The sequence below is a fragment of the Bacillus sp. FJAT-29814 genome, from assembly GCF_001510715.1.
GTDB lineage: Bacteria > Bacillota > Bacilli > Bacillales > Cytobacillaceae > Neobacillus.
In genome coordinates this window covers 502,410-515,298 of record NZ_LMTJ01000002.1, presented here as the reverse complement: position 1 = coordinate 515,298, position 12,889 = coordinate 502,410, and the positions used below count along the sequence as shown (strand labels likewise).

The window sequence follows — 12,889 nt, the reverse complement described above, 5'->3', positions numbered from 1 at the left end:
TTAAGGAGTGAAATGAATGATTCGTCATTTAGGTCAAGTTATGTTGTATGTCAAAAATCAAGATCAAGCCCGTGATTTTTGGACGGAAAAAGCAGGTTTTAAGGTAATTGCAGAAGAGGATAACGGTCAAGGTATGAGATGGATTGAAGTTGCCCCAGAAAATGCAACAACAAGCATCGTTATTCACAATAAAGATTTCATCGCTCAAATGGAACCAGAATTAAATTTGGGTACCCCTTCTTTGATGTTCTTTACCGACAATGCCGATCAATTGCATTTGAACTTAAAAAGTAAAAATGTCAAAGTCGGAGATATTGTTGAGATGCCTTCTGGAAAAGTATTTAATTTTGCTGACGATGAGGATCATTATTTCGCCGTTATGGAAAGGAATTAAAAAGGGATAACAACAACTGCTGTATCTAGCCCGCATTACTTCAATACTACTTCAATTGGAGGAGAGCTGTAATGTCAAATAATACAATGATTACGAGAGTAGAGAACGATCGGGTATTAATTCTAGAGCGCATATTCAATGCACCGCGCGACCTCGTATTTACAATGTTTAAAGAGCCTGAGCATCTCAAAAATTGGTGGGGACCAAAGGGTTGGGAACTTCCGGTATGTCATGTCGACTTCAGACCAGGTGGTGTTTGGCACTATTGCATGAAATGTGTGGATCCGAATCAAGGGAAATTTTATGGTATGGAATCTTGGGGAAAAGGAATCTACAAGGCTATTGTCGTATCTGAGTTAATTCTCTTTACAGATTATTTCTCCGATGCAGAGGGAAATATTGATGACAAATTGCCTTCAACCGAAGTCACCTTGGAATTTATCGATATGGACGGTAAGACAAAATTAATTAACCGGGGAGAATATATTTCCGCGGAGGCTCTCAAGACCGTTATGGATATGGGTATGGAACAAGGTATAGCCGAAACATGGGACCGTCTAGAAGGATATCTTAGCCAAATAAATAAGAATTTTCCGGTGTGGAAATAACAATAGCCCCCCTTCACTAGTTAAGGGGGGCTTTGTCAGCTATTTAACCAAGAACGTCTTCCCATCTTCATCAAATGCACTTTTAAAGTCAAAAGCAAAAGGAGTCGTTCCATGCTGAATATAATAGTTGTACCTCTTGAAAGCCTCTTCCCAGGAAACAACCTTCACATTCTCTGCCCACCAAACCACATATGAAGGGTGTTTTTCTTGATGAAGTTCAATCCACTTGTTCCTGTCTCTTATGGCTTGCTTATGCCTGCCTGAATAGGTAAAACGGTATAAAGATTGTAGGCTATCCCAAACCGTTAATGTAAGAACAGGCTCACCAGCCCCTTTTCTCGCAACCTCAGGGTATGGCACTCCATCAGCTGAAAACTCCCTAATAAGATGCCCTGATAATTCAGCCTGCCGCATTACTTTGTATCCCACTTCGAAAAACTCACGAGTGTTAGGATGGTCATTTGGATATTTAAGCCTGCCAATAGTGTAGATCGCAACAACAGCCATTAGATCTCCCCATTTATGCTTTTTACCAAACATATATTCAAGAAAGACTGACCAAATTCGTTTTAGTGCAAAGTTATATTTCTTTTGAAGACAGCGGTAAGAACAGCTTAACCCCACGTTTGTTAAATGGCAGTATTTTTAAATCCGCCACAAGGTGACTGATGTAGCCGATAAGACAGGTATAAAAAACACCTTCTATTCCAAGTGAAGCCTCCAAATGGAAGGCAATAACCCCAAAGAAAACAATGCCCAAGATAGAGTGGGTATAGCTTCGATGCGAAGTAAATGAAGCAATGACTATGAAAACTCCCAGTAGAATTAACCAAAGTTCCTCTAACGAGAATCCTCCCGCCAGTACAGCTATTCCCTTAATCGTTAACATGTGTTTTTGCTTAATGAGGGAGGCCACTACTAGAATCAAACATCCTATTCCGGCACCCATCCATCTTTCCATCGCCGTTTTTTCTAAGAAACTATAGAAAATCATCATTATTCCAATGATTAGGGCAGATAGCCGAATCACCTTATGAGACAAAGTAATTTTTCCGCGAAGCTTCCCGTCAATGTCCAAATCAGGGATTAATCCTGAGACGGCACCTAATCCGACTAACAAGAGTGTCACAGACGGAGATGTTTCATACGTTTGAGCCACCATAAATCCTGCTGCTGATCCTATTGCTGCATGTGATGTACCATTCAATTTAAATCCACCTTTTAAAATATAAATATAGTAAAAACAAACTAGACGTAACCATTTTACACCAAAACATTTGTTCTGTTTAGAGGCTTTAGACCCTTATGCAATTCCATATTCGTCATTTTCTCAAACTCACGTTCTTCTCAAATAGCAAAGTCTCTGCCCGTTTGTAAAGAATAAGAAAAAGCTGACCTGTATCAAACAAGTCAGCTTACCATCATTATTTGCATATTTTCATCTTTTTTGTGTCCAAAAAAACTCTAAACAATTTTTAAAGTCATTGCTGAGGTGCGGAAGGGGTTGAAATGCTTTGTAACGCCTGTTCTGCCTCGTTTGCATATATATCTTGTACGGCTAAATCGCCTAGAGCAACCATTCCGACTATTTGTCCATTTTCGACTACCGGCAACCGGCGAATTTGCTGCTGTGCCATCAAATCTGCTGCCTGATGAACATCCATATCAGGGGTACCTTGTACGATTTTCTGTGCAGTCATGACTTGAGATACAGGTGTTTGTGGATCTTCTCCTTGTGCTGTCGTACGAAGGGTAATATCACGATCCGTTACAATTCCAACTATCTGTCTGCTGTTATTTACTACTGGGATCGCCCCGATATTATACTCGCTCATTAACGCTGCCGCTTCCTGTACGGTCTGATTTTCGTTAACGGTTACAACATTTGATGTCATAATATCTCTTAATTGTGCCATAATACTTCCTCCTAAAAATTTTTTCCTTTATTAGGATAGGGAACATTGGCGATATTAATTAATGGTATTTTCTTCAATAACATTTTCGCAAGGTTGTCTTCCTTGTAGGTATTGCTATAAACGTACTTAGCTTTGAAAGTTCCCGGTTCAATTAGGGCAAACTAAAAATGGAGGGTTTGCCTATGATTATTTATCATGGTTCCATTAATAAATTCGACCACTTTCCTAAAGAAGCAGTTGTCCAAAACTTACCTTACGGGATCGATACGATTGGCTTTTGGTTTACGTCTGATGTCGATTCAGCGAAGCCTTTTGCCATCGGAACGGAGACGGTGATCCAAAAGTCCAATACGGAGTTTTGGGAGGACGGGGAGCCGAAAGTGGTACAGATCGAAAGGCCAGTCAGGGGCTTTGTCTACAAAGTCTATATGGATGAACCAAACTTAAAGGAATATATATCTGAGGATTCCTTCGATTTATTTATGAAAGAACGAGACAACTATTGCGATTACTTTGCGGCCGGAAACAGGAATCCCACCTGGAAGGACAAAGCGACACTTCTGAATAAGGAAGGAGCCAATACGGCATTCCGAAACCACCTTATGAAAAAGGGGTACGAAGGCATTGTCATTCGAGATACCAAGCTGGATAATGGTATTACTGATATGTATTGTATCTTTTCAGGGGATTCTCTTTTTATCGCGGAAGTGATTCCCCTTGATGATTGATTGGAAGAGGGGTTCTTTGATGACAAATAGCAGAACCAATCCGAAGGTGGATGAATTTTTAAGTACAGCGAAAAAGTGGCAGGAAGAATTTAAGAGGTTAAGAACTATCGCCCTTGGCTGTGATTTGACTGAAGAATTGAAGTGGAGGCTGCCTTGTTATACGGCTGAGAGCAAGAACATCGTCGTCATCCAGGGATTTAAAGAATACTGTGCGCTCATGTTTTTCAAGGGGGCTTTGTTAAAGGATCCTAAAGACATTCTAAGCAGACCCGGGGAGAATTCCCAGGCGCAGCGCCAGATTCGGTTCACCGATGTTCAAGAAATAGCTGGGATGGAGCCCATCATAAAAGATTATATTTATGAAGCGATTGAAGTGGAAAAAGCCGGTTTGGAAGTGAGCCTTAAAACGACTGCAGAATACAAAATTCCTAATGAACTTCAAACAAAATTTGATGAAATTCCTGCCTTGAAAACTGCGTTTGAGGCATTGACGCCAGGACGGCAAAGGGCATACATACTTTATTTTTCCCAGCCAAAACAATCCAAAACCCGAGAATCACGGATCGAAAAATATATGCAGCAAATTCTCGATGGAAAAGGTTTAAATGATTAGATGAGAAGTCAAACAAAAAGGTCCGGCTGCCTCCTAGAACGGGCTCACCGGACCTAAGCAATACTCCTAGACTTTTTTTACTTCCAAATAATGAAGTTGATGCCCGTCTTTACTTTGGATCTTGAACTTATATCCTTCCATTTCCATCACCGAATCATTCTCCTCATCGATGGTATTGGCTAAGAACCAGCCGCCAATTGTGTCGACCTCTTCATGAGATAAATCAATGCCTAATAAATCGTTAACGTCCTCGATGAGCAATTTTGAATCAAGAATAAAGTGATTCTCCCCTAGCTTACGAATAGCAGGCACTTCATCCTCATCAAATTCATCTCTAATTTCACCAACAATTTCTTCGAGAATATCTTCAACTGTCACTAAACCGGAGGTGCCTCCGTATTCATCCATTAAAATGGCAATATGGGTGCGTTCCTTTTGCATTTTTACTAACAAATCGTGGATAGGGACTGTCTCAATGACCCGAATAATCGGATTAATGAATTTCTCCAATTGAAAGTCCTCGTCAATATTTGTATCTTGCAGTGCCGTCAGAAACTCTTTCACATTGATAAAACCGCGAATATTGTCTTTATCTCCATCAGCGACGGGGTATCGGGTATAATGCTCACTTTTAATTGTTTGAATGGTATCCTTATAGGAAGCGTTAATCGAAATGGTCACAATTTCCGTTCGGGGGACCATGATTTCTTTGGCGATTCTTTCATCAAATTCAAAGATGTTGTTCATGTATTTTAACTCATTCTTGTTAATTTCCCCGCTCTTATAGCTCTCAGATAATAGGATCCGCAATTCTTCCTCAGAGTGGGCCACTTCATGTTCCGAAGCAGGTTTTAAACCGAATAATCCTACAAGAACACGCGCTGAACCATTCAAAAACCAGATAAACGGGTACATCAATTTATAAAACCAAATGATTGGCACTGCGAATAAAAGCGTAACCTCTTCTGCTTTTTGAATGGCTGCCGTTTTCGGCGCAAGCTCACCAACTACCACATGTAAAAAAGTAACCAAAGCAAACGCAATACCGAATGATAGGATATGTGTAATCGATTCATTTAATTGAAGATACTCGAATAAGGGGTGCAACAATTTTTCTACCGTTGGCTCGCCTAACCAACCTAAACCTAATGCCGTGATCGTAATCCCTAATTGGCACGCTGACAAATATTCATCTAAATGGGTGACGACCTTTTTAGCGGAAAGTGCTCCTTTTTTTCCTTCAGCGATGAGTTGGTCAATCCGTGATACACGAACTTTGACGATGGCGAATTCGGTCGCCACGAAAAATGCAGTTAATGCAATTAATAATACAATCAATAATAAGTTAACTGTTGTCAATCATTAGTCTTACGTTGGTAAGACCTACACCTCCTAGTATAATAGACAAAATTCTTCCATGGTTTTCTCGCATGTTACACTTTCTACTTTAAATTGTGCCCAGATTGATTATAAAACCATTAGCCATTAGTACGATATAAATAAAATTAGGTTTCATAATTTAAAAAATATTCACTATCCATAACTTGTTAATGGGGTCGCGTCTAACTTGTATGGTATAATCTTAGCTTGTGGGTTATTTTGAACAAAATCTTGCCAGATGTTAAAACAATAATGGTGGAGGTAACTTGTGGAAACTCTAATCCTAGAAATGGTGGAATCGTTTAAAGAACTATCTTATTTTGGCATTATGCTAGCATTAACATTTGAATTTGTTCCGGCCGAGCTTGTCTTGCCACTGGCCGGTTATTGGGTCTATCAAGGAGAAATGAATTTATATGGAGCGATTTTTGCAGGTTCGATTGGCGGGGTTTTGGGGCCGCTGACACTGTATTCCTTAGGACGTTATGGAGGCAGGGTCGCCATCCTGAAATTTGGAAAGTACTTTTTTATCAAAGAAGAGCATATGGAAAAATCGGATCGATTTTTTGAAAAACATGGGGGAGCTGTCGCTTTTATCGGGCGGTTTATCCCTGGGGTACGGACGGCTATATCCATTCCCTGCGGAATCGCTAAAATGAGTGTTTGGAAATTTATCATTTACACGTATGTAGCGATGCTGCCAGTTACAGCCTGCTACGTGTATTTAGGCTATATTCTAGGGCCACAATGGGAAACAGCTGGCGAATTATTTAGCCAATATGCCAACTTTTTATTGATTCCCATCGCTCTGTTTATTATCTGGTTGATTGTAAAAAGAAGAAAGGTAAACGTACAGAGCTAGTATAATAGGGAAGAGCCTGATTTGAGGTTGAAACTTTTCAAATCAGGCTCTTTTTCTATTAAAAGGAAGTTAATTTACCTTTTCGATGATTTCCATTATGCTCTCCAAAACAATCCTCGGCTGGTCATGGTGAATGTAGTGGCCGGAGTCCTCCACGATTTTTCTTTTGCTGTCTGTTGATAACTGAAGTAACGCATCCTGGGCCTTCTGCCAGTCTTTGTGCTCCGTTTCTTCCGCCCTTGAGGAGAGAATCATCACAGGAAGATCTCCCAATCCTTCCTTTTGAACCACCTTCAGCTGCTCTTCATCAGCTGAAGCCATAAACAAAAGTTCACTTCTTTGGTCCGTATTATAAAAACTACGATACAAAAATTCCTTTGACCGTTTATCGGACATGACTGCCTCTGGGACCGGAAGCATCCCTAGATTGCCCATTACTCTCATCACACCCAAAGCCCTTAACGACCCTTGTAAAAACAACCCTGAATCTGATACCTTCGGACTTTTTCCTACAAGGGATGAGTCTACTAAAACAAGTCCGGCAACTTGGTCAGGATACCGATGGGCAAATAATTGCATGTTGAAACCGCCAAAGGAATGCCCGACGAGTAGAAAAGGTCCCGTTTCACCGGAAACCTCCAGCATTTTATGAAGATCTTCAACGATTTGCTCGCTGGTCCGGTCATTGGAAGCGGACTCACTCCAGCCATAGCCGGCCCGGTCATAGGTAATCACTCTAGTTATTTTCGCAAGCTCAGGCTGAATATAACGCCAATCTGAAACAGATGAGGGGGTGCCAGAGCCAGATTCCAATAGAATCGTAGGAAGATTGTTTTTTTCTCCGACCGCATACATATGAAGCTGATAATCCCCGGCGTCAACCATTTTTCCCACTGGCGGATAAGGAGCATAGCATAAAATAGAATGGTAAATAAAGATGATCGAGGCAAAAAACACTACAATAAGAATACCAGTCAGCTGCAGCGCTTTTATTCGTTTTTTCTGTTTCGGCAGGGCTCTTGCTTGTAACTCCATCTCGACACGCTCATTTCTACTATGTTAAATTATTATGAATACAATATATTCCATTTTTGTATTTTTGCATAGTTTGAGTTGTAATGAGTTATGAAACTACCAGAGTTGTGAATGTGTAAGCAGTAGCTAGGCATGTGGACAATCATCAGCCTTTTTTTAAAATAAACTGAAGTAAGGACGGTGATTGAATTGGCCTTCTTCATCAATTTAAGGCAAATTAAGGTACAAGCACTTTTTAATAATGCAAATATTAATTATGGCCCAACCTATCAAAACAGCCATACCTCTAACAATACCATCATCGGTGGGAATTTCGCATTTGGTGATGGCTCTATAAACTCATTCACAAATAGTAACAGTGGCAAAATTAATGTTTCAAATGCAAATACGGCCCAAGAGTCCTAGACCTACGGAAAGGCTCAGTTCAATGTTTTGAACTGAGCCTTTTACAAATCCTAGTTTAAATGCTGCTGCATTTTCAAGTTTTCCTGAATAGAAAATGGAAAACAGGTCAATCTATCTTTTCATCATTAATTCCCAATATCTCAATTTTATAAGGCTGTTGATATTCTTTGTCCAAAATCGACCTTACATCATTTCTAATCCTATCAGCCATTTTTACATTTTCACTATCATACGTGTCGATGGATGCTTTGATTGTGATGGTCAGTTGACCTTCTGTTGTGTATTTAAAATATTCGACCTTATATTCTTTCTTGGCAACCAGTTTTTCGAAAATGGTATACAGGTCACGTTTTAGTTTTGTTTCCGGGTCCATCTGGTTTAGGTTCACTGTTCTGATATCTAAGAAAAATTCATTATAATTGGCTTTTTGGTAACTTTGAATGATTGCCCGAATCTCGTCTACTCGTGTTTCGGTTTCCGGAAGGATCACGAAGATTTCACCGGGCTCACGATTCATACTAACGAAATCGACTCCATAACCCTTATTCTTGAGTTCCTGTTGGATTTCTTTTGCCTGTTGATTCATGAGTACATTAATTCTCATCATTGATTTATATAAATCTTCACTCTGTGGTATCACTTGGAGGGCCTTTGCATAGTATCCTTTCTTATCAAGGACATCTCTCACAAGGTTTTCCACTTGGGTTTTTGCTGTTTTGTTATAATCTTTATCGTCCAGGATGATGACCAATGCATCCGGGTCATCGCCGGCCAGTTCCCAGCCCATCCCCATCCCTTGGACGGTTATCCCGAGGTTCATTGCTTCTTCCCTTAGCGTGGCCACGACAGGCTTGGAGTCTGTTAATTCAATATCGTTGATAAAAAGATCCTTCAAGAATGGGATTTTAGATGCGACCTCGGCCATTGCTGGAGAGACAAAGGCTGATGCGAAAAACAGACCTCCGACCGCAGCAAGGCTTGCTATTGTTGCTATGATTTTCTTCTTTCTACTTTTGGCACGGTGATTCGGGGAAGGTTCCTGCTCTCCTTGCTTTGCCTGTTGAATACCCATGTACATCCTCTCCATCACGTCCTTTGGAACCGAAATATTGTCAAGTTCGTTTTTAATTGGGTTCATGATAATTCCTCCAATCGATGATTCATTCGAATTTTCTCCAAGGCCCGGTAAATCTTCGACTTGATGGTACTGACCGGTGCATCCGTAATGTCCGAAATCTCCTGAAAGGTATACTCCAGGTAATACTTTAAATAAATTAGTTTCTTTTCCTCTTCATCTAAAGCATTCAGCAGCTCCTTTAAGAACAAGCTGTTGTAGTTCTCTTCTTTCTGCTGGTTGGGCATTTCATCCTTAAAGGTTAATTCGACGACCTTTTTCCGTTTTCTTAGCAAATCAATCGAGGTGTTGATCGTAATTTTAATAATCCACGTTTTAAAATAACTCAATTCCTTCAAGGATTTTCGGTTTCTAAACGCCCGGTAGGCCACTTCCTGGACAATATCCAAGGCATCTGCTTGATTCTTTGTATAGAAATATGCCGCTCTGTAGATAGAATCTTTAATTTTTTCGAATGAGGCTATGAAAAGCTCCTCGCTCAAAACTTCATCGTTTGACCGCGATTTCATCGGTTTCCCCCCTTTTGTGTTTTTCTAAACTATTTGACGCAGCATCGCTTTATTTGGCCGAAATTTTTAAATAAAAATTTGTCAGAGTTTTTACGAAAGATTTTATCTATGATTTATTTTAATTTACTTTGGCCCTTTTTTTGGTAGGAATTTTGAAAATAAAAGCGTCAGGAGGACAAAACTGACTTTAAAACTAGTAAAACTGTCCGCAAGAAGTGGTCCTGCGGACAAAGCCACCACCGAAAACAGTGAAACTGTCCGCAAGAACCGGTCCTGCGGACAAAACCGCCACCGAAACCAGTAAAACTGTCCGCAGCCGGAGTTTCTTCAGAAATCCCGCACAAAACAGGTCAATAGACCTAAACTATTTTGATTTTTTTCTAACTTTGCTATAATGCAAGCATTGGGAAATAGTGGAAAAAACCAAGGGGAAGATACCCATCGTCTAATTGATTTTAGAGAAAGGAATTCAAATGAAAATAACCAATATCTATGTAGCCTTTTTATTGGCAATTGTCTCTGGTGTATTGCTCTTTTTATCCATGCCTAGTTATGACATACCGTATTTGGCTACTTGGAGATGTATCTGCCTACCTATTCGCTGGAATTTTCCTAATTTTATTAGTTATTTCTGAAAGAAAAAAGAGAAAGGGTAGATGAAATTTTTGGAAAAACGGCTATAATGAATAACGTAGGAGTGTGATGTAATGAAACGAAATCGTTTCGGAGTCGCTTTTGGGTCATTTGTACTGACAACGACGCTACTATATTTCATTGGACACATGTTTACCATTCCACTGCTTATGTGGCAATTCGAATATACGGATCATGCAAATGGTTTCTATGTTAAGTCCGGTTCAATGTTACCATTCATTTATGGTCTGATTATTAGTTTTATTGCAGAAAAAATTTATTTCTACAAGCATCAACAAAAACTTGGTTAATTACACCAAGTTTTTTTAATCTAAGTTCTGGCTTTAATAAAGTCGCAAAATCAAGCAACTGCCAAGGAGTGGATAGGATGATTCAGGAATACATAGAACTGATCAACGCCAGGGAAAACAATTTGAAGAATATCAATTTACAAATTCCAAAAGGGAAAATCACGATTTTTACCGGTGTGTCCGGATCAGGAAAGTCCTCGATTGTATTCGATTCCATCGCCCAAGAAGCAGGACGCCAATTAAACGAAACTTACAGCAGTTTTACCCGTCTGTTTCTGCCGCGGTACAGCAGGCCGGAAGCAGATGAAATCAGAAATCTGTCTACCGCTGTTGTAGTGGATCAAAAGCGGCTTGGCGGAAATGCCCGGTCTACACTTGGAACGGTTACAGACATTAATCCCTTGCTGCGGCTGTTGTTTTCGCGGTTTGCCGAACCCCATCTCGGATACGGAAATGCCTATTCTTTCAATGATCCTGCCGGCATGTGCCCGCAGTGTGAGGGGATTGGCAGAACGATTACGTTAAACATAAATGCTGCCCTGGATATGGAGAAATCGTTAAATGAAGGAGCCATTTTGCTTCCAGGCTTTGCACCGGGTTCATGGCAGTGGAAAGCTTACGCCGAATCTGGTTTCTTTGATAAAGATAAAAAAATAAAAGATTATACACCAGAAGAATTTGAAAAGCTGGTCTACGCAGAACCGCAAAAAGTAGTCGTAAGTTACATGAATAACGATTTAAATACAACTTACGAAGGATTGGCTGTAAAATTTATGCGCCAGAATGTGAAAAGGGACAAAGAGACAACGAAAGAAACCGAGAAGAAACTGAAGAATTATGCAACCACTGGCACATGCCCGGCCTGCGGCGGGACACGGTACAATGAGAAAGTATTGTCTTCCAAAATTAACGGTTATTCGATACATGACCTTACATCCATGCAGTTGGACGACTTAATTGAGGTGCTTCCGCAGATTGCTGATAAAAACTCGAAACCAATTGTGGACGGCATTATGGAACGCTTGAAAAATCTTTGTGAGATTGGCTTGAGCTATATGACCTTGACAAGGGAAACCCCTACTTTGTCAGGCGGTGAATCCCAACGGGTCAAGATGGTGAAATATTTGTCTAGTACCTTAACGGGGTTAATGTATATATTTGATGAGCCAAGCACTGGTCTTCACCCGCGTGATGTGTACCGGTTAAATGAATTGCTTGTCAAACTGCGTGATAAGGGAAATACCGTTTTAGTGGTAGAGCATGACCCAGACGTCATTCAAATCGCCGATTATATTGTTGATGTCGGGCCATTTGCGGGGTCAGGCGGAGGGGAAATTATGTTTAGCGGCAGTCACCAGGAATTTTTGTCTTCTGATACCCTTACAGCCAACTACTTAAACCGAAAGACAGAAATCAATCCAAAACCAAGGCCGGTTTCCGAGTTTCTTGAAAGCCGAAAAAGCAGTTTACATAATTTAAAAAACATCAGTCTTCGTGTGCCAATAGGGGTGTTTACGGCTGTTACAGGAGTAGCGGGATCTGGGAAAAGCACCTTGGTGAATGAAGTTTTTGCCAAGGATTTTCCGGAGGCCATCACCATTGACCAAAGTGCGGTGCACGCCAATATCCGTTCCAATCCGGCGACTTTTACTGGCATTATGAATTCCATACGGAAAGCTTTTTCCGATGCAAACGGTGTTGACAGCGGGTTATTTAGCTATAATTCGATTGGAGGCTGTGAAACATGCGGGGGAACGGGAACGGTGAAACTCAATTTGTCCTTCATGGATGAAATGGAAGTGGAATGCAGCGAATGCCTGGGCAGACGGTATAAACAGGATGTGCTCCATTACTTATATAAAGGAAAAAATATAGTAGATATCATGGAAATGACGATCGCGGAAGCCGTGGAATTTTTTGAAGCAAAAGATATCCGAAGCAAGCTGAAAAGCCTGGAGACAGTCGGACTTGGGTATCTGTCATTAGGACAACCATTGAACACGTTATCCGGTGGTGAATGTCAGCGGTTGAAGCTGGCAAAGGAATTGAATAAGAAGGGGAACATCTATATTCTGGATGAACCGACCACCGGATTGCACATGTCAGATGTCTCCAATATTTTGAGCATTATTGATAAGCTGGTGGAGAAAGGCAATACGGTCGTTGTCATTGAACATCACCTGGACGTGATTCGCGCTAGTGATTGGATGATCGATTTGGGCCCAGATGGAGGGACTGGCGGCGGTGAAATTTTGTACCAAGGGCCTCCAGCGGGGATCATGGAATGTGAAAGGTCAGTTACAGCGAAATATATGTAAGCGGGTATGTTACATAAAGCAGGGGGGCAAGTGCCCCCGTGC

At 40.8% G+C, this 12,889-nt stretch carries 15 protein-coding genes; 8 read left to right on the top strand and 7 right to left on the bottom strand.

What is annotated here, in order from left to right:
* Positions 1-16: 16 nt before the first annotated feature.
* Together AR334_RS06565 and AR334_RS06560 are read left to right on the top strand one after the other, a co-directional pair.
* Entirely contained in the window at positions 17-394 is a 378-nt protein-coding gene (locus tag AR334_RS06565) for a VOC family protein (RefSeq protein WP_066307087.1), read from the top strand.
* 71 nt (positions 395-465) lie between these two features.
* The gene (locus AR334_RS06560; protein ID WP_066307085.1) at positions 466-1,002 is read left to right on the top strand and encodes an SRPBCC domain-containing protein; all 537 of its coding nucleotides are present in this window, start codon (positions 466-468) and stop codon (positions 1,000-1,002) included.
* 39 nt (positions 1,003-1,041) lie between these two features.
* Here the strand turns inward: AR334_RS06560 and AR334_RS06555 are convergent, their stop codons facing one another.
* From AR334_RS06555 to AR334_RS06545, 3 genes are all read right to left on the bottom strand, one after another.
* On the bottom strand, positions 1,042-1,509 hold the full coding sequence (locus AR334_RS06555; RefSeq protein WP_066307082.1) for a DUF3291 domain-containing protein: 468 nt from the start codon (positions 1,507-1,509) through the stop codon (positions 1,042-1,044).
* 73 nt (positions 1,510-1,582) lie between these two features.
* Entirely contained in the window at positions 1,583-2,209 is a 627-nt protein-coding gene (locus AR334_RS06550) for a metal-dependent hydrolase (protein ID WP_066307081.1), read from the bottom strand.
* Positions 2,210-2,483: 274 nt separating this feature from the next.
* Positions 2,484-2,918, bottom strand: a complete 435-nt coding sequence (locus AR334_RS06545) for a CBS domain-containing protein (RefSeq protein ID WP_066307078.1) — start codon at positions 2,916-2,918, stop codon at positions 2,484-2,486.
* A gap of 182 nt (positions 2,919-3,100) precedes the next feature.
* Here AR334_RS06545 and AR334_RS06540 point away from each other — a divergent pair, with 182 nt between their 5' ends.
* Together AR334_RS06540 and AR334_RS06535 are read left to right on the top strand one after the other, a co-directional pair.
* The gene (locus AR334_RS06540) at positions 3,101-3,646 is read left to right on the top strand and encodes a hypothetical protein (protein WP_066307076.1); all 546 of its coding nucleotides are present in this window, start codon (positions 3,101-3,103) and stop codon (positions 3,644-3,646) included.
* 19 nt (positions 3,647-3,665) lie between these two features.
* Positions 3,666-4,259 (top strand): YdeI family protein, encoded by a 594-nt coding sequence (locus tag AR334_RS06535; RefSeq protein WP_066307073.1) that lies wholly within the window; start codon positions 3,666-3,668, stop codon positions 4,257-4,259.
* A 66-nt stretch (positions 4,260-4,325) separates the two neighbouring features.
* On the opposite strand, the gene AR334_RS06530 is transcribed toward AR334_RS06535, so the two are convergent.
* Positions 4,326-5,618, bottom strand: a complete 1,293-nt coding sequence (locus AR334_RS06530; protein ID WP_066307071.1) for a hemolysin family protein — start codon at positions 5,616-5,618, stop codon at positions 4,326-4,328.
* A gap of 289 nt (positions 5,619-5,907) precedes the next feature.
* Here AR334_RS06530 and AR334_RS06525 point away from each other — a divergent pair, with 289 nt between their 5' ends.
* Positions 5,908-6,501 (top strand): DedA family protein, encoded by a 594-nt coding sequence (locus AR334_RS06525; RefSeq protein WP_253701196.1) that lies wholly within the window; start codon positions 5,908-5,910, stop codon positions 6,499-6,501.
* A 69-nt stretch (positions 6,502-6,570) separates the two neighbouring features.
* Here AR334_RS06525 and AR334_RS06520 read toward each other — a convergent pair whose 3' ends face one another.
* Positions 6,571-7,536 carry an alpha/beta fold hydrolase gene (locus AR334_RS06520; protein WP_066307069.1) on the bottom strand — a complete coding sequence of 322 codons (966 nt, stop codon included), beginning with the start codon at positions 7,534-7,536 and terminating at the stop codon, positions 6,571-6,573.
* 180 nt (positions 7,537-7,716) lie between these two features.
* On the opposite strand from AR334_RS06520, the gene AR334_RS06515 reads away from it, so the two are divergent.
* Positions 7,717-7,941: a spore germination protein gene (locus AR334_RS06515; protein WP_066307067.1), complete on the top strand. Its 225-nt coding sequence runs from the start codon at positions 7,717-7,719 to the stop codon at positions 7,939-7,941.
* Positions 7,942-8,047: 106 nt separating this feature from the next.
* On the opposite strand, the gene AR334_RS06510 is transcribed toward AR334_RS06515, so the two are convergent.
* Complete coding sequence (locus tag AR334_RS06510) at positions 8,048-9,079, bottom strand: DUF4179 domain-containing protein (protein WP_066307065.1); 1,032 nt, start codon at positions 9,077-9,079, stop codon at positions 8,048-8,050.
* Positions 9,076-9,585: a sigma-70 family RNA polymerase sigma factor gene (locus AR334_RS06505; protein ID WP_066307062.1), complete on the bottom strand. Its 510-nt coding sequence runs from the start codon at positions 9,583-9,585 to the stop codon at positions 9,076-9,078. The genes AR334_RS06510 and AR334_RS06505 overlap by 4 nt, the downstream gene beginning before the upstream one ends.
* Before the next feature lie 707 nt (positions 9,586-10,292).
* Here AR334_RS06505 and AR334_RS06500 point away from each other — a divergent pair.
* Together AR334_RS06500 and AR334_RS06495 are read left to right on the top strand one after the other, a co-directional pair.
* Positions 10,293-10,529 (top strand): hypothetical protein, encoded by a 237-nt coding sequence (locus AR334_RS06500; RefSeq protein WP_066307059.1) that lies wholly within the window; start codon positions 10,293-10,295, stop codon positions 10,527-10,529.
* 77 nt (positions 10,530-10,606) lie between these two features.
* On the top strand, positions 10,607-12,847 hold the full coding sequence (locus tag AR334_RS06495) for an excinuclease ABC subunit UvrA (RefSeq protein ID WP_066307057.1): 2,241 nt from the start codon (positions 10,607-10,609) through the stop codon (positions 12,845-12,847).
* Positions 12,848-12,889 lie beyond the last annotated feature (42 nt).